Raw genomic sequence first — 19,237 nt, forward strand, 5'->3', positions numbered from 1 at the left:
CTGGTAACGAAAAAAGGCGCTCAATGCGCCTTTTCATAGTTTAGCCTTCTGTACGTCTTACCTGTAATTAAATACTCAGTCACTCGCTTCGTTTTTAGCCAGACGACCATAGTTGATCATGTCTTGTGTGATCAACGCTGCTTCTTCCAGGTAAGGGTCCAGCTCAGCAATGATATCTGGTACATCGTCCAAATCTTTTACAGGCTCTTGTCCAAGACGCTTGAGGCGTTCATTGGTACGTTTTAGCGCTCGTTCATCACGCTCTTCACGCTCTTTTGTGCGCTCAGCTTCAACCAGAGAAATAGCAATATCGTCTTTTTGGGCTTTGTATCGCGCAATATCATCGTAAACGTATGCAAACTCTGGTTCTTTCGCAATCCGCAGGCCATGACGTTCATTCAAATATGCAATGGTTGGATTCAAATCATCCAATTGCTGATACTTGGCCCTGACAATACTGTCCCAAGGCAAGGCATTATCTTCCTGGCTCTCACCCCATTCCGCAGGGTCGACCGCAGAGGGCAGTAAAATATCTGGGATAACACCTTTATTCTGCGTACTGCCACCATCAATACGATAGAACTTGGCGATTGTATAGGTAATGCTACCAAGTGCATTGTCGAACAGATCATAGGTCTTTCTGAGGCCCCGGTGTTGCTGCACCGTTCCTTTGCCAAAAGTTTGTTCACCAATGACCACGGCGCGCCCGTAATCCTGCATCGCCGCCGCAAATATCTCCGAAGCAGATGCACTGTAACGGTCAACCAACACGGTTAGCGGGCCGTTATAATAGGTTATCCCATCGCTATCTTTCTGTGCTTCCACACGGTTATAAGCGGTATGGATTTGAACTACCGGACCTTTATCTATAAATAAACCTGACAGCTGAGTGGCCTCATACAAAGAGCCCCCGCCATTTTGCCTAAGATCAACGATAATCCCATCAACATTTTGTTCTTTAAGCTTTTCAAGCTCTTTTTTCACGTCTTTCGACAGATTGTTGTAAAAGCTCGGTATCTCTATCACGCCTATTTTGCTGGTGAGATCTGAATATTTTGCTTCGAAGATTTCCGATTTTGCGGCTCTGTCCTCAAGGCGTATTTTATCACGGACGATTTCAACAACCTTAGGTGTACCGTGGGTATCACTGCCTTTGAGGTATTGTAGCCTTACTTTGGTCCCCTTAGGACCTTTGATGAGATCAACGACATCATCAAGACGCCAGCCAATCACATCGACAAATTCTTCCCCGTCTTGTGCAACACCAACAATACGGTCGTCAGGCTTTATTTTTTCCGTCTTGTCAGCTGGGCCGCCAGGTACCAGGCTGCGGATAATGGTGTAATCTTCGTCGTAACCAAGTACTGCACCAATACCTTCAAGCTCAAGCTCCATATCCATCTTAAACTGTTCGGCACGGCGAGGTGACAAATAAGAAGTGTGGGCTTCGATGCTACGTGCAAATGCATTCATTACAATTTGAAAAGCATCTTCATTGTTGGTTTGTACCAGACGCTTAATGGTATTTTTGTAGCGCTTGGTCAGGACTTCTTTGATGCCTGTCCAGTCTTTGCCTGTGAGTTTTAACCTTAATGCATCAGACTTGACACGCTGACGCCAGTACTCATCCAACTCGGCCTGGGTCGTGGCAAATTGCATGTCTTCTCTGTCAAACACAAATTCGTCTGGTTTATCAAACTTCATTTCTGTATCTAACAGAGAAATAGCATAGTTAAAGCGCTCATAACGACGTTGCATACTGTCGTTGAACATAGCAAAAGCAAAATCGAGCTTGCCCTTTTTCAAAGCGTCGTCGAATTGCTTTTTATACCCTGCATATTTGTCAATATCAGACTGCAGGAACAGAGACTTATTATAATCGAGGTTTTCGATATAACGGTCAAATATCTGCTCAGACAAGGCATCGTCTAGCTTAAAGCGCTTATAGTGTTCACGAGTAAATTTACTGGTTACCCTTTTGGTTGCCGTCGCATGCTGGATTTCGGGTTCCAATATGGGAATATCTTTTTCCGTCACCGTCTGTGTTGCAGCTGAGCACACGCCAGATACAAACAGTGCGATTACACCAACTAAAGGTAACTTATTACTCATACACGACTCCTTAAAGAATAAACAGGCTTTCTGCTTTGGTTTTAACTTGCATTCCCGTCACCAACTCAACATGAACTTCATCTTTGTTGACTTCTGTGATGGTTGCATTGACCAACGCCTGTCCCAACTTCACTTTAACCTTATTATTTACCTTGACCTCATTTGCTGGCAGAGGTTCAACTTTCCCTGAACTACGACGCTGCTGCTGCTCAGGCTTAGCATTAACTTTAGCGTTTTTATTCCCGTGGCGGTGCTTGTTATCACCACGTGATTTGTAAGATTTTGTGTCACCATCGCGACGGCGCTCGCCACGACCATCTTGTCTGGGACGTTGAGGTTTTTTACGTTTAGCCATTTTGGCACGTGATTCTTCCAACGCCTTTTGCGCGTGCTCTACGTGCTCTTGCTCTACTTTCTCAGCATCATTTCCGTCTAAATCAACACGAAACTCATTGTTGATGACGGCTTCTAAATAACGCCAAGAAGAGGTGTACTTGCGTAATGCCTGGCGAACCTGAGTCTTACTGACCTTGTCAGAACCTTCGATTCTGGCAGCAATATCTTTAAATATGCCAACCTTCAGCGGTTTAATACCGTCTTTTTGTTTAAAACACTGAGGAAACTCGGCATATAAAAAGTCGAGAACCTCTTTGATATCTTTTAGCTTGTTTGTGGTTTCCATGTCTAAACCTATAGTTCAATATTTTCATCAAGAGATGACTGAATGTAATGTGTAACCCAGTCGACGAGTTCATCATACTCGGCTTCGACAAGCGCCAGCTCGCCGCGCAGATGTTCCCATATTCCATTTATAATTAAATCGATCTTCTCACATTCCAGGTCATCGGGAAGCTGATCCCAGGCTACGTGAATAAGCTCATTCAGCGTCTCTGCAACTCGCTCTTCTTCCCCTTCCCAGTCTCCCACATCAAAATTGGAAAACAGGTAGTCCTGAACGTTGAGTAATTCTTTCATTTACAATGTACCTTCAAAGCATTTCACCAGTGCTTCGAGGCCAAGTTTATCTTCATCGTCAAACCTAGCCAAACTCGGGCTATCAATATCCAATACAGCAAACAATTCACCATTTCTCATCACAGGAATGACAATTTCTGAGTTTGATGCAGCATCACAGGCAATATGACCATCAAAACTGTGTACATCTTCGACAAGCTGGGTCGTTAACTCAGCGGCAGCTGTGCCACAGACGCCTTTGCCTAATGGGATTCGAATGCAGGCTGGATTGCCCTGGAAAGGACCTAGTACGAGCTCTTCTTTACCATCTAACAGGTAAAAGCCAGCCCAGTTTATGTCTTCCATTGAGGTAAATAACAGGGCGCTGAGGTTTGCCATATTGGCGATGTAGTTATGCTCATCACCAATCAGGGCCTGAGCTTGTAGGCTGAGAGTATCGTAGAACTTTTTCTTCTGCATTGCGGTCATTCAACAAATTTACATAAGAAGTAAAGGTACTCTTTCGTGCAGCTAAATGAAACCTTTTAGACAGAAAAACTATTAAATTAGTGTAAAACAACGCCGCACTGTACAAAAAGCCATCAGGCACTCTGAGCATTGCGCCGTAAACTGAACAAAAACAGCCCGCCCCCCAGCGCTGCCATCACAGCATTGATTATAAAAACCATACCAGAGCTTGCAACAAACAAGTAGCTAAACAGTGCGCCTCCGAGCATACCTGCGGTCAAAATACCCGAGTAACTCAGCTTGTTATGGCGCAACAGTATCACATAAGCTGGCAAAACAAAAAACGCCATGGACAGGCCAACGATATGGGCATTGGCTACAGCCGTCATGAGTAGTTGAAATAAAATCTTACTCTGGCCACTTATCAGGGCATAATACCCTCCGAGCACTATGCCAACGATAAGCGGTGATAATAACGAATATGCCACCGCTTTTGCCACTTGCCTTTTGATCATCTCTTTCACCATTATTACTTTGCACAGAGATAGTCAGTGTTGACGCGAAACACAAGTATCACAAGTCAACTTTGGTCGTATAAGCTTACCTTGCTGCTATCATCGCCAACAGCAGCATGCACAAAAGCAAGGCAAACAAAACGCCAGGCGTCATCAAAGAACGTACGGCCGCCATCGCGAGACCAACTACACGCGCCTGCCGACAAACCACACGCTGAGGCAACTGCCAAGAGGTATTCTCTATTTCATCTTTTAATAATTTTAAGCCCTGCGACAGTGTCTCTGCACCAAGACGTACCAGACTGCCCGCTTCCGTATAAGCGACATTGATATCGCCAGCCGGTAATGCTCGTGTTATAAAATAGATCCCCAGACCAAGAAGTACAGGCCATGCACTGCTCCAAAAGCTTGCCGCGGTCAGGTGATTAGCCCAAGTACCATTGGCTTGCGATATCAGATAACTCAGCACCGTCACCAATATCAATAATGTGCCGTACGCACCTAACTGAAGTACATCAGGCTGGCCAGTCACCTTTTTTGGTTGCTTTTGCGCAATCAACTGCAAGAATCGCATCATCAGCCAGGTGGTCCCTGTTGCTGTCAACGGGAGCACTGTCCCCATGAGCAAATCCCGCTCCACAACATCCTTTAGCGCGATCTTGGCAACCGCACCACTGGTTAGTGGCAACCCGGCCAGTGCAGCAGCGGGTAATGCAGCTGCCAGCCAGCAAACCCAGCGATACTTGTGCCATGTTAAAGTGCTATTCATACCAGCAAAAAGAAACAGTGCAGCCTTAGCCAAACCATGATGCACTGCGTACAACACAATAGCGGGCAGCAATAAGGACCATAATTCGGGATATTTCAACCCTACCCCCACAGCCGCAATCAAAATGCCCATCTGGCTCATCGTTGAGTATGCAAGTAAGGCTTTAGGGTTATCCTGTGTAACCCCTACCAGAACACCAAAAAATGCGGCAAATAATCCAAGCACCACGAGCACAGAGCCATACGTTGCGAATGCCACCTCACCGAAAGGAATAAATTTAAGCCATCCCAGCAGCCCCGCTTTCACCATAACCCCGCTTAGTAACGCACTGGCTGCAACGGGTGCAACCGGATGCGCCATTGGCAGCCATACGTGCAAGCCAAACAAGCCTGCCTTTACTCCAAACCCGGCAAGTAAAAACCCGATTACCCAGGCCGGATAAGTTTGCTCCGGATTTCCAGCTAAGGAGGGATCAATTGATCCAAATGCCAGGCCTGCGAGTCCTGTAAAAAGCAACAACTCTCCCAGTACAGCCCATTGCATGTAAGATTTGCCCGCCTGATGGGCTTCATCCGTATCAAAGTGCACAACCAGGCCATACGAAGCCAGACTCATCAAGGTGAAGAAGCTGATAAAACCTGAAATATCCTGGGCCAGCACAAGCCCGAAGTTGCCGCACATAGCTAGCAGGAAAAACAGACAAAACCTAACTTTGCGCTCATCAGCTTTAACAAAATTAACGGCAAAAACCGCTGCCAGTAACCACAGACTGACAGCAAGCAGGAAGAAGGTCGATGTTGTATCATTTAGCGTCAGTACACTGCCAAAAAATAACCAAGGTGTGGTGTTGGAGCCTTGTCCAGAAATTGCATAGGCAAGCAGTGCTATACCTGCTGATAAGGGTAAAAACCAGTGTGCAACCTGCTGCATTTGCTTGCGCACCAGCAATAGCGCACACAATAACGGCGCACCAAGCGCCAGCCACATTGCAGGAATTTGTTGCGAACTGGCTGCCAGTATTGATACAAACTCACTGCCATATTCTCGGGCTGCTATCAGTTTCACCCAGTTCAGCGGGCTAAACTGGGCATCAGCAAACAAGCCTGCGCTGAGCGCCAGTAGTGCAGTCACGACAGGTGGTAACATGAGCATCCAGTGCGTTTCTAGCCGCCCTTTGGGTTTTTCTTTTGGCCAGGCCCCCTGCTGTGGTTTAAACCAAGCCGCGTATAAAATTGGCAGAAAGTAGGTAGCATTGAGCAAACTACTGATAATAAGCACCCCCAGTACCCAATAAAAGCCTGCCTCAAGTGCTCCGGTGCCCAGATACCATTTTGAAATAAAACCCGCTGCGGGCGGTATCCCTATCATGCCCAATACCGCCAGGCTAAACGCCAACATGGTTAACGGCATTCGTTTCCCGGCCCCATTCATCTGACTGACCTTAGTGACACCCAGAGTTTCTGCTATGCTACCGGCGCAGAAGAACATGGTGATTTTCATCAATCCCTGATGGACCAGATGTGCAATGCCACCGATTGTCGCGATTGGTCCGGCAATGGCGGTGCCGAGTGCAATGTAGGAAACCTGACTAACCGTTGAATAAGCCAGCCTGCGTTTAAGGTCATCCTGGAACACAGCTCGGGTAGAGCCATAAACAATTGTCACAGAAGCCATCACGGCCAGAATGATGGTCAGCCCGAGCTCCTGGGCAAATTCAACCCCATAGACGTCATAAACAACCCGTACTATGCCAAATGCACCCGCTTTAACCACGGCAACCGCGTGTAACAATGCACTCACAGGAGCTGGTGCAGCCATGGCAGAAGGTAGCCAGCCATGCAGCGGGATCAATGCCGCCTTTACCCCTAAACCTATAATTATGAGGGCAAAAATCACTTTCAGATGGAATGGGTCTAAATGAGGCATGGACGCGAGGATCCCTGTCGCGGTAAAGTCCAATGACCCAGCCAGAGCTTTTAACCAAACAACACCGGCGAGCAAACTGGCGCCACCTAGCATGGTATAGATCAAATATTTACGTCCTGCCGCCAGCGAGGCTTTATTCCCCTTATGGACTACCAGCGGATAAGTTGTCAGCGTCAGTAACTCATAGAAAATCAAAAAGGTGATTAAGTTACCAGCCAGCGCGACGCCTATGGTTGCGAACACACACAGGCTAAAGAACCCGAAAAAGCGGCTACGATTAGGTGATTGTTCCAGATAGCCAATGGCATAAATCGTCGTTAATAACCACAGAAAACCGGATAGCGCAACAAACAGCAAGGACAAAGCATCAGCATGAAGAACCAGATCCATATTGGGCAGCAAGGGCAAACGCGTTTCAAAAACCTGTCCCTGATACACACCCGAGATCATCACTAAGATCAGGCCAACACAGCTGCCGGCCCCGAAAAAGTTCAGGGTTTTTCTGAGTATAGGCTTGTTGTCGCTGACAAAAAATATCGCAACCCCGGATACCAGTGCGCTCAGTAAAATCAATAAAGGCAGAGTACTTTGCCACATCATTCGCCGCCTTCTATCGCTATCAGGTCAATGATCAGGTCCGCATTGAAACCCAGCGCCATAGTACACAGGGCCAACGCCAGGCCACTGACAGGCATAGCCACAGGCACCTTCTGCCAGTTGTCAGGGGCAACGTGATCAGACGCCTGTTCCGGTTTAATAAATGCCTGATCCAGCACTCTGAATATCGCAAGTGCTGCCAACAGACCGCCGGTAAGAATGATCACAACCCACCACCACTGGTGAGTATCAATGGCAACATTAAGCAGTAACCATTTGGCGATAAAGCCTGCGCTGGGTGGCAGGCCAATTAAGCTGCCTCCTGCTATTGCAAAAGTAAACAAACTCAATGGCATATACTTTGCCATGCCCTGCAGCTTAGCAATGTCATCATGGCCAAGCGAATGTATGATGTTGCCGGCAGCAATAAACATCGCTGCCTTGGCACAGGCATGGGCGACAATAAAATAAGATACCGCGGCGAGCGCACTTTGCTGCTGGGCAGCCAGTTGCGATGCCGATGCTTCCTCAGTGCTCATCAAAAGTGGAAACAGCAAAAAGAGATAACCAATTTGCGCGACGGTCGAGTATGCCACCATCAGTTTGAGACGCTTTGCTCTGAGTGCCTGCACACACCCCCACAGAATAGCTGTCCCTCCTAATATGCCCAATAGCATTAACGCTTCATTGGTAACGGCGGGTGCCAGGATCTCCATCCAAAATCGTACCAACAGATAAAACGACGCTTTGACAACCAAAGCGGACAAAATAGCACTAACTGGTGCCGGTGCACTGCCATGAGCATGAGGTAACCAAAAGTGCAATGGAACCAGGGCGGTTTTTAGCACCAAACCCACAGTGATTAGCGCCAATGCAGCCCAGCTTAATGGATTGGATTCAGCTTTGGCTGCAAGCTGTGCAAAGTCTAGAGTACCATAGACGTGATACAACAAAGCCACAGCAAGCAGATAACAAAGAGACCCTAACAGACCGACTAATAAATAACGCAACGCTGCCGTCAGGCCCGCTTTATTGCCACTTAACGCGACCAGAGCAACCGCTGCCAATCCGATAATTTCGAGTGTCACATAGACATTGAAAATGTCAGCAGACAGGAATAACGCATTGATCCCCGCCACCAACAACCACCACAGAGGCCAAAAACGCACACGTGCAGGTGATGCTGCGAAATAGAAAGCAGAATAAAAGGTCAATACTGTGACCAAAAAAACAGTCAATGACAGTAGCAGAGCTGAGAACCCATCAAGGCTTAGCGCAATACCCAAAGGAGCCTCCCAGCCCGCAAGGACATACCTCAGCGGTGTCGTAAACTCAGTGTCTACAGAAGGCAAATTGACCAAGATGAGTCCAATTACGAGCACCAAGGCCAGTGCGCTAAGCAGCCCAATCAGCACTTGCGCGTATTTGGTACTCAGCAATACCGAGAAAATAGCCCCAATCAGGGGGATCGCAATCAGCAGGGGTAGTAAAGAAGCAACGTCGATTACTGGCATTAAGCGCCTTCCTCAGGCTTTTCAAGTGCGTTGATCCGAACCACCAAAGACAAAGCCATTGCCGTACCTGCGACCGCGACCACGATCCCAGTTAATACCATAGCGTGTGGTACAAAATCTGGTGCAGCGCCGGATGAGGCATTAGCTATAAACACCATAAACACCCCCACACCACAAATATTGATGGCGAGTATCTTCTTAACGACATGGGCAATTGCCAAGACGCCAAACAGACCAATACCGAACAGTGCTATACCAAATACACCATACAACAAAGCTTGTGTCATGAGTGCTTCTCCTTCTCAACACGATTTGGCTGTGGGCCCAAAGGCTCAATCTGCAACGCACAAAATAGCAAAACCAATACCGCCGCTATGGTTATTGTCGCCGCCACTTCTATTACCAGAATTAACATGCCAGCCATAGCCACCGGATAGGCCAACGCGATGCCACTTGACAAGACGACACCTGCACCGACCAACAAAAACATGGCCAAGCCAACCACTAACAACAGGCGTGCGGTGGGTGCATTGAAGTTAAAACTGTGATGACCGGCAAGTAGCAGCAAAATCCCTGCGCCTGCCAGCAATGCACCCGCCTGAAACGCACCGCCTGGCAATACCGCACCAGTCCAAAGTAAATACCCAGATGTAACGATTATCGCCGGTAACAACCACCGCAGGAAAGCTTCAAGTACCAAACTTCGCTCTACGGGTTCAGATACTTTAATAAATGGCAGCCTGGTGTCTTGTAAACTGAAGGGCATCACTGCCAGGGCAACAATCAACAGCACCGCAACTTCCAGCAAGGTATCATAACTGCGAAAGTTAAGTAGCACGGCCGTAACCGGGTTCTCTACACCACTTTGCTCCAGGTTAGAGACAACCAGTGTCACTAGCGGTTGGTCTGTAGACTGAAACTGGACCAGGGACATAGCCAGAAATAGACAGGCTGCAACAACCACCATACCAATAATCAACAAGACGCTGCCGGGCAAGTCTGCTTCTTGTTGTGCACTGTCACTTAACGTCATGTTATTAAACATAAGTTACCTCTGTTGTTATTATCTAACGCAGTTTTATTGGTTGAGCTGCCGACGTGTGGCGATAAGCAATGCGCCAGTCAAACCCGCTCCAATCGCCGCCTCTGCGATGGCAATATCCCACGCACCCAGCCTGACCCAGGCAAGCGTTACGAGCAGGCCCATGCTGATAAACAGTAAAATCGCCTGAAATAGGTCTTTGGCTGTGAGACACAATATTGCGGTTACTAAGGCCCCGCTGCCTAATAGCAGGTCGATAAATAACTCACCGCTTATCATGCACAGCCTCCTGTTCTTCCAGTCTGCCCCGGTGTTCTACCGGGTGTTCACCTTGATCCAAACCTGTGTGACTGGCTAATAGATAGCAAGAGACGGCTCCTGCCAACATCACAGCGACCCAAATCAACAACAGCTGAATTGCATCTGCTACTTCTACAACCTGAGGTAACACCCCCAGCACGACAAACCCTAAGCCCAGATTGTCGGCCTTGGTCAGCGCATGCAGCCGGGATAACTCGTCTGGAAAACGCCACAGACCAACGCCCCCAGCAATGAAAAAGAAAACCCCAAGCGTCACCATAACTACACTGTACCAGTCAAAAAATGTCATGATTTAGTATCTCCCATTTTGACCAAAATGACCGTTGCGGTCGGAGCCAGCAGGGCCAATACAAGCGCTACGTTAAATAAAGCGCTTTGTTGATATACAACTGCCAGCAGCGCCAAAATCGCAACGCCTATGGTGCCAAACAGTTGTAGAGACAGTATCCGGTTAAGCTTCGATGGGCCCAGCCAGAGCCGCCACAGCCCGCCAAGCAGAACCAGGGTTAAAATTGTAATAACCAGGTTTAAATACTCACTCATAGTTGCTCCTTCAAAACCGGCACCACTTGCTTATCTAGTTCTAAATCAAACAAATAGGCGATCTTTTGTTCACATTCAATCACATCCCGATAATTGCTTTCATTTACTTCCAGCATGTGTACCAACAAGAAATCACCATTCAGTTGGGCACTCAACGTACCTGGTAGTAAGCTGATCAGGTGAATAAACCACAGCTGTGTATGGCCCGAAGGCAAACGTAGCGGATAGAAAACCGTACCAGGACGCATTTCAATGCGGTGAGCAAAAGCCAGCCGCGCTGTTTGTATTCCCCCTTTCAACGAGTTAAGCAAAAAATACGGCAGCAGGCGCAACAGACGACTATAATGCAGCTGCCCTGTTACAGAATGAACAGGCACGGCTGCCGCGTTATGAAAAAGACGCATGCTCATCCAGACCGACACAGGCACAACGAAAATACCTATTGCCAAGGAGGACCAAACCCCTTTTGTGAGCAGCAGCCATAAAGCGCTGAAGATCACTGCCCGGATAAGCAAGGTCCGTTTGTCTGAATTGTGAGAATGCGTCTTTTTATTCATACCGATTCACTCACTCTGTTGGTATTTGAATCTGAGGTTGACTGTGGTTCTTTATTGCGACTGCGCAGGTGCTTTTCAGCTCCGACAATCAGCGAAATCAACCAGCCACAGACAATAACTCGTAACCAGGCCTCAAGTGAGATAGGCGCACTCTGGAACCAGTCATTCATCAAGGGCAGGTAGGTAAACAGCAACTGCAATGCCATCATCAGTGCGATGCCTATCCAGATCCAGCGGTTTGAAAACAAGCCGACCGAAAATACCGACCGCTCCAACGAGCGACAGTTGAACAGGTAGAATGCTTCACCGACCACGAACATAGCGACTGCGACGGTTCTGGCTTGCGCTTCAGTCGCGCCCCACATTAATTCAAGCTCGTATAAGCCGAAGGCCGTGATACACAATAAAGAGGACACCAACAAAATTCGCCACATTAAGATCCTGTCAATGATAGGTGCATCCGGGTCGTAGGGTGGACGGTCCATAATGCCCTTTTCTCTGGGCTCAAATGCCAGCATCAGACCGAGTAAAATGGCAGTGGTCATGTTGACCCATAGAATATGTACCGGCAATAGAGGCAATGACACGCCAAGTAACACCGCAAGCAAAATCACCAAGCCTTCGCCACCGTTGGTTGGTAAGGTCCAGACAATGAACTTTTTCAGGTTGTCAAAAACACCCCGACCTTCCTCAACAGCAGCCCGCACTGTGGCAAAGTTATCATCGGTCAGCATCATATCCGACGCATCTCTGGCCACTTCAGTGCCATTGAGTGCCATGGCAACACCAATGTCGGCCCGTCTGAGCGCGGGCGCATCATTAACACCATCCCCTGTCATGGCCACAACATGGCCTTCGGCCTGTAACGATTTCACCAGTTGAAGTTTATTTTCAGGACTGACCCGTGCAAACACATCATTATTACTGGCAATATCACTGAACTCATGCTCCGATAGGTCACCAAGCTGATAGCCCGTAACGGTTTTTCCTGCGCTTTGCGGTTGAATAATGCCGAGCTGCTTGGCAATACTGGTGGCAGTCAGCGCATGATCTCCGGTGATCATCTTGACCCGGACCCCGGCTCTGTGACAGGCAGCTACAGCTTCAATGGCCTCAGGGCGAGGCGGATCTATCATTGCTTGTAGCCCCAGAAACACCAGCTCCTGAGCAACATCGTCATGGCTCAGGCTCGTTTGCTCCCGACGTGTCGCTTTGCTTGCAAAAGCCAGTACGCGCAAGCCTTTAGCAGCCAAGCGTTCGGCTTGTTGCTCTACCGCCCCCTGATCAAGAGGAATTGAGGCGCCCTGCTCATTAAGCATAAACCGACATTTAGGCAGAATACTCTCGATGGACCCCTTCATATGGATTATGCGCATGTCGTCGACGTCATCCAGGGTGGCCATATACTGGTATTCTGATTGAAACGGTATGCAATCAACTCGTTTGGTATTCAAGCTTTCTGATGCCATGTTGGCTTTGCGTGCAGACACCAGTAATGCTGCCTCGGTCGGATCACCGCTGATACGCCACTGTGCATTTCCTGTATCCGGTGCCAATAGTTGAGCATCATTGCACAGCGCACCAGCTCTGAGTGTTGCATAAAGACCAGGATGGGTGTTGGCCTCAACTGACGCTGACTGTAACTCAGACTGCGACATGTGAGTTTGGATCTCACCGGCAGGATCATACCCATTGCCAGATACTGCATAGAGCTGCCCGCCGCTGTAGATTTGCTCTACGGTCATCTCATTTTTGGTCAAAGTACCAGTCTTGTCGGAGCAGATAATGGTGGTACTTCCCAACGTTTCAACCGCGGGTAGATTACGAATAACAGCTTTACGTTTAGCCATGCGGGAAACGCCAATGGCCAGCATAATCGTGACTGCGGCAGGCAACCCTTCCGGAATAGCCCCCACAGCCAAAGCAACCGCGGCCATAAAGGAATCAAGTAGTGGTTGTCCGTGCAAGTACCCTATCAGCAAAGTGATCGCTGCCAGGCCGACAATCGCATATAACAAGACATGACTAAATTGCTTGATGCGTTTGGTCAACGGTGTGTCCAGCGTTGGCGTCGTCGCGATCAGCTCAGAAATTTTACCTATTTCGGTGTTATCGCCTGTTTCAGTGACCACCCCAACGCCGGTGCCATAAACCACCAGCGTCGATGAAAACGCCATATTCTGGCGGTCTCCCAGCAACGCTTCTTTGGCAAGCACCTCGAGGTTTTTCTCAACAGGCACGGATTCTCCGGTCAGTGCCGACTCATCAACCTGTAAATCTCTGACCTTCACCAGGCGCATATCCGCGGTCACTTTATCACCTGCCTGCAGCAGTACAATGTCGCCAGGCACCAGTTGTTGTGCAGCAATGGTCGTTTTTACCCCATCACGGATCACGATTGCGGTTGATTTAACACTGCCAGACAAGGCATTGATGGCATTGATGGCTTTAGATTCTTGCACAAAACCAATGATGGCGTTGAGTAGCACCACAGCAAAAATGACGATGGCGTCGACCCACTCCTGGAGTGCCAGCGTCACTACCACTGCCGAAAGCAAGATGTAAACCAAAGGCTGATGGAACTGCAGGGCGAACCGTTTTATCGGTCCGTCTCCATCATGTTTAGTAATGGCATTTGGCCCAAATTCTGCCTGTTGCCTGTCGACCTGTTGCGAAGATAACCCTCGCTCCGGGTCGGCCTCGAACTGCTTGAGTACTGCTTCTGAGTGTTGACTGTGCCAGTCTTTCAGATCTTGCATAAAACACCTCGGGAACTAGTTGTACTAAAACTATACTAGGGTGCAGCAATGCTATGTAAAACTCGAATTATTAAATTTTAAGCGTCGAAAAATACGAACTGTAATTTTGGAACAAGGTTGATCTTTTGCCACTTTGATAACGTAGCTCATTTGAATAACGACGATTTGGCTGTATTGCATATCGCAGCAATAGCCGGGTGTCGGATTTTTCGCTCTGCCGAAATCGCATAAAACTTTTGTTTAATGTTTGACAGCTCACCCACCGGGCGTACATGGAATGCATCACACACATCTTGAGCAATGGTACTGGGCATAAAAAACAGCCCCAAACCAGACTGGCCAAACGATTTCATTAACGCACTGTCGTCAAACTGCGCCACGATATTGGGGTGAATATTCTGATCGCTCAACCAAAAATCAAACTCTTTGCGAATTTCATGTTGCTGTGTCGGCAGTAATAAAGGTGCATTATTAAGCGACATAGGAAAATTCTGGGCGTATTGTCTGGCAAGTGCTGGGGCCGCCAAAAAGGTAATACTACTTTCTCCCAGCAAATGGTTATACGCCTTAACACTGAACGCCCCTGTAACAGGCACATCACTCAACACTAAGTCAACTTTATGAACCGCCAAGTCTGCAAGCATACTTTCTACTGGCCCTTCCAGGCTGGTCAGGCGAATGTCCGGCTCAATATGCATGGCAGGCTCAATAATCTTATGGACTATGGTTTTGGGCAATACACTGGAGGCGCCAACAATAAACTCTGCCGGGCCCACAGCACTGTTGCCTTTTAAAACATCACTCAACTCATTACCCAACTCAAAGATCTCATCAGCGTAGCGCAATACGACTCTGCCAGTGTCGGTTAGTCGCAGCCCACGGCCCTCTTTTTGCAAAAGCTCATTACCGACGCGCTCTTCGAGCAAAGACAACTGACCGCTGATGGTTTGCGGGGTAATGTTCAGTTTAGCACTGGCCTTGGCAATACTGCCCTCATGCGCAACAGCCCAGAAGTACTTTAAGTGTTTGTAGTTAATGACATCCTGCATGGGGCTTCCTCATAGTTAAAGACACTTCGAATAATCCGAACTGTAGTATATAGAACAAACGATTTCACTTAATTCTTTTCGATTGATACGCTTGATGAGGTAGCACGATCACATTACAGGCGACGTTTAAGCAGATAAACGAACTTTAAATCAATCAATGAGAATAAATTATGTGGGTAGATGTGTTTTCATCCCATAGTGACGCGACAGAAGCCGAAAACAATCATGTAGATGCACAAATCAGGCTTATGCTTGGCCGCTATGCAGGGCAAATTGACAAAGTCGAAGTTTATCTTTTGATGGATGAAAACCAGTTAGACGACATTCAACAAGTTCACTGTACGATCCGAGTCGGGCTGAGGGGCTATCAGCAGGTTGAAGTGAATGAAGTGGCAGATAAAGCATCCGATGCAATTAATGCCTGCGCTCACCGGGCTAAACGTTACGTAAAACGCGCACTGAGACTATCGGGTTAGAAACTATTGCAAGATGAAGTAAATAAAAAGGCCGCAAGTCTGAGACTTGCGGCCTTAATATGGCGGAGAGATAGGGATTTGAACCCAAGGTGCCATCATTAAAACTAAAAATTATTGTTAACTATCAATAACTAAAATCGGTAACACATGCTGCGGTTAAACAATTAATTCCTACAGTTGACTATAGCCTTTTCGATAGGGTTCGACAACTTTTGAACTGAAAAAGGAAACATAACTGGCATCACTTGATATTGTGTTATCACCCCAAACAAGGTGCCAAAATCGCTTGGTGATCACAGCGGGTAGAGGTCCTCTCTGACACGTTTTTGGACAGAAGTGAGTTCCGAACAATTGAGTATTGATCATGTCATATCAAGTTGGAAACTGCGATACACGAGCACTGTGGATAAATCATTTAATTGGTTAACGATTGAGTGAATTTGGTTAAATCCAAAAGGTAAAAAAAGCGCCACCCCTACAAGGTTCGCTTTTTGCATTGTGACTAAGCTCAGACAACGATCCTACTGCTACGCCATAATATTACCACCCAACTATTCGAGCATTTACGCCCACATGCCAGATAATCAGATTGAGGCATGTTAGCCATATAGCTAACATTTACTTGAAAGTGCGAAAAGGTAGCTATATGGCTAACACCTGACTAAGAGTCAATCATATGTACAAACTGTAATCTCAAGCCTAGTTAACGTACTTCCATGTTTGAAGTACGTTTTCGAAGCTACATCTTTCCAAGAGTCGGTTAACCAAACTTGATTAATAATCCTCGATTACGAAGCAATAACTATCTGTTGAGCATCAACTTAGAGATCACACATCAACTTAAAGCTCGACTAGCTAAAAAATGGACAGAACCAAGTTAGAGCAGTAACTCTGACTTGGTTCGTTTGGATAAAGAAACATGAAATGATGTTGATTGAACGTTCTTCCTAACTATTAGCTTACGTACACTGTTATACGGTTTTAAGCTACTCGTTTGACGAATGTTCGGGTAACTTATGATATGGAAAATGTTTTATTAATAGCATGTGAATGAACTTTTGCACTAAGAAGAAAAGGGGCACTTCTGAGTTTCGAAGTGCCACCTGTGAACTGTGATCACCTGTGAACGTTCTGGACAAAAGCTTGTCAGTGACTTTGCTAAATTAGCATTTGACGGATAATCTGATGTATTGCAACACCTCGTACCGCTTGGCCAAATCAACTAATCCACAACAAACCAGTTTTCCCATACTTAATTGAAGATGTATACATGCTTCTGGGATATGTATACGTCCTCAAAAACCATCCTCGATATACTTGTTCTCGTTCTAGCATTCCTTGATATGGAGAGATGATCATGATTACAAAATACCTTACAGATATGATGACGAAAGGCGGTCGATCACCAGTATTCGAAACGCCTGCGCAGTATGGTTTGAACTATAAAGATGTGACCTTTCAGGCGGAAGATGGTGTGACATTGTCTGGCTGGTTGATCGAAGGTTCATCAGACAAGGTCATCATACAGTCACATTTTGGGGTTCAATGTAGCCGTGCTGGTTTCACTCCTGAAGGTAAAGGGCTCATCAAACTCTATAAGCAGAATATTTCATTTTTGCGCCAAGCAAAGCACCTCGTAGAACAAGGTTACAGCGTTCTAATGTACGATCTGCGGAATCATGGCAACAGCGGTCAAGGAACCAATCCATACATTGCATGGGGATCTGAGGAAGCGAAAGACGTTCTCGCTGCGGTGAATTTTATCTCCACTCACCCTCAGTACAAAGAGAGTCAGATTGGGCTACTTAGCATCTGCATGGGCACCAGTTCGACTTCCTTTGCTTATGGGTTAGACAATGGCTTACAAAACTACCCAAACATCAAAGCGCTCATTTCCGTTCAGCCGCTTCGTTATGTTGATTACATGAGCGCGATGGGCGTTCCCAACTTCTTAGCTAAGCGCGTGAATCAATACAACATCAAGCGTGGTGGTGCTGACCTTTCTGGGTCTTTTTTCGAACACGTTTCGAAGATCAAGGTGCCAACCCTAGTTATCCAAAACAAGAATGATCCTTGGACCAAACTTGAGCAAGTGGACGAATACTACCAACTGCTTGGGGGCAAAAAAGAGTTGTTGATGTTGGATTTAGCAAAAAATAGAGCGGCTGCTTATGACTGGTTAGGGGAGTCACCAGAGTCACTAAGCGCATTCTTCAACAAATACATGTAAGCCTCAGCAACTGAACCTAATTTTTATAGACTCAAAGTGGAAAGAGATATGAATAATTCGAAAGTGATTTTCATTACCGGTGCATCCTCTGGTATGGGCAAAGACACCGCGATGGACCTAATTAAGCAAGGCTACATTGTTTATTGCGCGGCTCGTCGCGTTGAAGAGATGGATGACCTCAAGCAAGCAGGTGGTCACGTTCTTCAACTGGATATATCAAACGAACAAGACATCACACGCTGTGTAAATCAGGTCATTGAAGAACAAGGTCGCATTGACGTGTTATGGAACAATGCCGGCTACGGTTTATATGGCTCAGTCGAAGAGACGAGCCTAGATGATGCAAGGTATCAGTTCGAGGTGAATGTTTTTGGGCTTGCTCGTCTAACTCAATTGATGACTCCTTATATGCGAGAGGCGAAATCAGGCACCATCATCAATACCTCTTCGATTGGTGGGAAAATCTATGCGCCTATGGGGGCTTGGTATCACGCAAGTAAACACGCCATTGAGGGCTTTAGTGACTGTTTAAGACTAGAATTAGAACCTAAAGGTATTAATGTTGTGGTCTTGGAACCAGGAGCAATTAAGACTGAGTTCCCTGAGGTAATGTCAAAACAGGTATTAGGAAATTCTGGTAACGGCCCATACCAAGATTTAGCAAAGCGAGTGGCTAACTTAAGCCTGAAAGAATCAGGTAAAGATGGAGCTGGCTCCCCGACTTCGGTGATTTCAAAGGTGATTCAAGAGATCATCAACAACCCGAAACCTAAAACACGTTACGCAGCGGGCAAGTTCTCCACCACAACCTTGTTGATGAGACGCTTCCTTAGCGATAGAGCGTTTGATCGAATCATCGATTTTATGGTTCGCTAACTTTAACTTTTTACCACTCACGATTGGAGGCTGCCATGCCTATCTTTAGTTCTCAAGCGTTACTTGCTGCTAGTATGTCAGTCAGTGCGTTGCTTGGTTCAAAATCGGTTCATACCGAAGTCATCATCCCTAGTACACCGGAAAAGGTATGGCAAGTACTCACAGATATTGAGCGCTATAGCGAGTGGAATCCTGCGATTACCCTAGTGGAAGGTGAGCTTAAAGAAGGTAATAAAGTAACCTATCGCTTTCAAGAAACCGATACCAAAGCCGCGAATATCTCTTCAGAAGTCATTGAGATTTCCCCTCATCGCCATCTTAACCACAAAGGTGGGATTTGGGGTATCATCACTTTTGACCAGCACTACTATCTAGAGCCGCACGAGCTTGGGACTAAGTTTATTATTCACGAGGATTATACTGGGGTGTACGTGAATTTTTGGGATGAGTCACACACCCAGAAGCAGTATCAAAATATGGCGGATGTGCTACAGAGTCGCGTGTTAGATTTATACCCTAATGAGTAAAG

Annotated in this window: 19 protein-coding genes; 4 read left to right on the forward strand and 15 right to left on the reverse strand. The window is 47.0% G+C overall.

Annotated features, from left to right (window positions below):
- Window positions 1-75: 75 nt before the first annotated feature.
- The 15 genes from prc to nhaR form a co-directional block, all read right to left on the reverse strand.
- Window positions 76-2,112 carry a carboxy terminal-processing peptidase gene (gene prc, locus NH568_RS06095; RefSeq protein ID WP_253045631.1) on the reverse strand — a complete coding sequence of 679 codons (2,037 nt, stop codon included), beginning with the start codon at window positions 2,110-2,112 and terminating at the stop codon, window positions 76-78.
- A gap of 10 nt (window positions 2,113-2,122) precedes the next feature.
- Window positions 2,123-2,794 carry an RNA chaperone ProQ gene (gene proQ / locus NH568_RS06100; protein ID WP_054017147.1) on the reverse strand — a complete coding sequence of 224 codons (672 nt, stop codon included), beginning with the start codon at window positions 2,792-2,794 and terminating at the stop codon, window positions 2,123-2,125.
- 8 nt (window positions 2,795-2,802) lie between these two features.
- The gene (locus NH568_RS06105; RefSeq protein WP_138546150.1) at window positions 2,803-3,087 is read right to left on the reverse strand and encodes a hypothetical protein; all 285 of its coding nucleotides are present in this window, start codon (window positions 3,085-3,087) and stop codon (window positions 2,803-2,805) included.
- Complete coding sequence (locus NH568_RS06110; RefSeq protein WP_253045635.1) at window positions 3,088-3,546, reverse strand: GAF domain-containing protein; 459 nt, start codon at window positions 3,544-3,546, stop codon at window positions 3,088-3,090.
- A gap of 122 nt (window positions 3,547-3,668) precedes the next feature.
- Window positions 3,669-4,046, reverse strand: a complete 378-nt coding sequence (locus NH568_RS06115; protein ID WP_253045762.1) for a hypothetical protein — start codon at window positions 4,044-4,046, stop codon at window positions 3,669-3,671.
- A gap of 88 nt (window positions 4,047-4,134) precedes the next feature.
- On the reverse strand, window positions 4,135-7,344 hold the full coding sequence (locus NH568_RS06120; RefSeq protein WP_253045638.1) for a proton-conducting transporter membrane subunit: 3,210 nt from the start codon (window positions 7,342-7,344) through the stop codon (window positions 4,135-4,137).
- On the reverse strand, window positions 7,341-8,855 hold the full coding sequence (locus NH568_RS06125; protein WP_253045643.1) for a proton-conducting transporter membrane subunit: 1,515 nt from the start codon (window positions 8,853-8,855) through the stop codon (window positions 7,341-7,343). The genes NH568_RS06120 and NH568_RS06125 overlap by 4 nt, the downstream gene beginning before the upstream one ends.
- Window positions 8,855-9,142 (reverse strand): NADH-quinone oxidoreductase subunit K, encoded by a 288-nt coding sequence (locus NH568_RS06130; RefSeq protein ID WP_253045647.1) that lies wholly within the window; start codon window positions 9,140-9,142, stop codon window positions 8,855-8,857. The genes NH568_RS06125 and NH568_RS06130 overlap by 1 nt, the downstream gene beginning before the upstream one ends.
- Window positions 9,139-9,900: a Na(+)/H(+) antiporter subunit B gene (locus tag NH568_RS06135; RefSeq protein WP_253045651.1), complete on the reverse strand. Its 762-nt coding sequence runs from the start codon at window positions 9,898-9,900 to the stop codon at window positions 9,139-9,141. Before NH568_RS06135 ends, NH568_RS06130 begins: the two co-directional genes overlap by 4 nt.
- A gap of 33 nt (window positions 9,901-9,933) precedes the next feature.
- The gene (locus NH568_RS06140) at window positions 9,934-10,176 is read right to left on the reverse strand and encodes a DUF4040 domain-containing protein (protein WP_253045656.1); all 243 of its coding nucleotides are present in this window, start codon (window positions 10,174-10,176) and stop codon (window positions 9,934-9,936) included.
- The gene (locus NH568_RS06145; protein ID WP_253045661.1) at window positions 10,163-10,507 is read right to left on the reverse strand and encodes a monovalent cation/H(+) antiporter subunit G; all 345 of its coding nucleotides are present in this window, start codon (window positions 10,505-10,507) and stop codon (window positions 10,163-10,165) included. The genes NH568_RS06140 and NH568_RS06145 overlap by 14 nt, the downstream gene beginning before the upstream one ends.
- Window positions 10,504-10,761, reverse strand: a complete 258-nt coding sequence (locus NH568_RS06150) for an MrpF/PhaF family protein (RefSeq protein WP_138546157.1) — start codon at window positions 10,759-10,761, stop codon at window positions 10,504-10,506. Before NH568_RS06150 ends, NH568_RS06145 begins: the two co-directional genes overlap by 4 nt.
- Window positions 10,758-11,318, reverse strand: coding sequence for a Na+/H+ antiporter subunit E (locus tag NH568_RS06155; protein WP_253045666.1), 561 nt, complete (start codon window positions 11,316-11,318; stop codon window positions 10,758-10,760). The genes NH568_RS06150 and NH568_RS06155 overlap by 4 nt, the downstream gene beginning before the upstream one ends.
- The gene (locus NH568_RS06160; protein ID WP_253045670.1) at window positions 11,315-14,077 is read right to left on the reverse strand and encodes a cation-transporting P-type ATPase; all 2,763 of its coding nucleotides are present in this window, start codon (window positions 14,075-14,077) and stop codon (window positions 11,315-11,317) included. The genes NH568_RS06155 and NH568_RS06160 overlap by 4 nt, the downstream gene beginning before the upstream one ends.
- Window positions 14,078-14,223: 146 nt before the next feature.
- Window positions 14,224-15,126, reverse strand: coding sequence for a transcriptional activator NhaR (nhaR, locus tag NH568_RS06165; RefSeq protein ID WP_253045675.1), 903 nt, complete (start codon window positions 15,124-15,126; stop codon window positions 14,224-14,226).
- Between the two features lie 170 nt (window positions 15,127-15,296).
- On the opposite strand from nhaR, the gene NH568_RS06170 reads away from it, so the two are divergent.
- From NH568_RS06170 to NH568_RS06185, 4 genes are all read left to right on the forward strand, one after another.
- On the forward strand, window positions 15,297-15,602 hold the full coding sequence (locus NH568_RS06170; protein ID WP_138550623.1) for an HPF/RaiA family ribosome-associated protein: 306 nt from the start codon (window positions 15,297-15,299) through the stop codon (window positions 15,600-15,602).
- Window positions 15,603-16,959: 1,357 nt separating this feature from the next.
- Entirely contained in the window at window positions 16,960-17,832 is an 873-nt protein-coding gene (locus NH568_RS06175) for an alpha/beta fold hydrolase (protein WP_253045679.1), read from the forward strand.
- A gap of 48 nt (window positions 17,833-17,880) precedes the next feature.
- Complete coding sequence (locus NH568_RS06180; RefSeq protein WP_253045684.1) at window positions 17,881-18,708, forward strand: oxidoreductase; 828 nt, start codon at window positions 17,881-17,883, stop codon at window positions 18,706-18,708.
- 35 nt (window positions 18,709-18,743) lie between these two features.
- The gene (locus NH568_RS06185; protein ID WP_009704350.1) at window positions 18,744-19,235 is read left to right on the forward strand and encodes an SRPBCC domain-containing protein; all 492 of its coding nucleotides are present in this window, start codon (window positions 18,744-18,746) and stop codon (window positions 19,233-19,235) included.
- Window positions 19,236-19,237 lie beyond the last annotated feature (2 nt).

Origin of the sequence: Pseudoalteromonas sp. XMcav2-N (assembly GCF_024124545.1) — a bacterium.
Classification (GTDB): Bacteria; Pseudomonadota; Gammaproteobacteria; order Enterobacterales; family Alteromonadaceae; genus Pseudoalteromonas.

Coding starts and splice junctions, on each gene's coding strand:
- prc (WP_253045631.1), bottom strand. CDS start 2,112: ATGAGTAATAAGTTACCTTTAGTTGGTGTAATCGCACTGTTTGTATCT.
- proQ (WP_054017147.1), bottom strand. CDS start 2,794: ATGGAAACCACAAACAAGCTAAAAGATATCAAAGAGGTTCTCGACTTT.
- NH568_RS06105 (WP_138546150.1), bottom strand. CDS start 3,087: ATGAAAGAATTACTCAACGTTCAGGACTACCTGTTTTCCAATTTTGAT.
- NH568_RS06110 (WP_253045635.1), bottom strand. CDS start 3,546: ATGCAGAAGAAAAAGTTCTACGATACTCTCAGCCTACAAGCTCAGGCC.
- NH568_RS06120 (WP_253045638.1), bottom strand. CDS start 7,344: ATGATGTGGCAAAGTACTCTGCCTTTATTGATTTTACTGAGCGCACTG.
- NH568_RS06125 (WP_253045643.1), bottom strand. CDS start 8,855: ATGCCAGTAATCGACGTTGCTTCTTTACTACCCCTGCTGATTGCGATC.
- NH568_RS06130 (WP_253045647.1), bottom strand. CDS start 9,142: ATGACACAAGCTTTGTTGTATGGTGTATTTGGTATAGCACTGTTCGGT.
- NH568_RS06135 (WP_253045651.1), bottom strand. CDS start 9,900: ATGTTTAATAACATGACGTTAAGTGACAGTGCACAACAAGAAGCAGAC.
- NH568_RS06140 (WP_253045656.1), bottom strand. CDS start 10,176: ATGATAAGCGGTGAGTTATTTATCGACCTGCTATTAGGCAGCGGGGCC.
- NH568_RS06145 (WP_253045661.1), bottom strand. CDS start 10,507: ATGACATTTTTTGACTGGTACAGTGTAGTTATGGTGACGCTTGGGGTT.
- NH568_RS06150 (WP_138546157.1), bottom strand. CDS start 10,761: ATGAGTGAGTATTTAAACCTGGTTATTACAATTTTAACCCTGGTTCTG.
- NH568_RS06155 (WP_253045666.1), bottom strand. CDS start 11,318: ATGAATAAAAAGACGCATTCTCACAATTCAGACAAACGGACCTTGCTT.
- NH568_RS06160 (WP_253045670.1), bottom strand. CDS start 14,077: ATGCAAGATCTGAAAGACTGGCACAGTCAACACTCAGAAGCAGTACTC.
- nhaR (WP_253045675.1), bottom strand. CDS start 15,126: ATGCAGGATGTCATTAACTACAAACACTTAAAGTACTTCTGGGCTGTT.
- NH568_RS06170 (WP_138550623.1), top strand. CDS start 15,297: ATGTGGGTAGATGTGTTTTCATCCCATAGTGACGCGACAGAAGCCGAA.
- NH568_RS06175 (WP_253045679.1), top strand. CDS start 16,960: ATGATTACAAAATACCTTACAGATATGATGACGAAAGGCGGTCGATCA.
- NH568_RS06180 (WP_253045684.1), top strand. CDS start 17,881: ATGAATAATTCGAAAGTGATTTTCATTACCGGTGCATCCTCTGGTATG.
- NH568_RS06185 (WP_009704350.1), top strand. CDS start 18,744: ATGCCTATCTTTAGTTCTCAAGCGTTACTTGCTGCTAGTATGTCAGTC.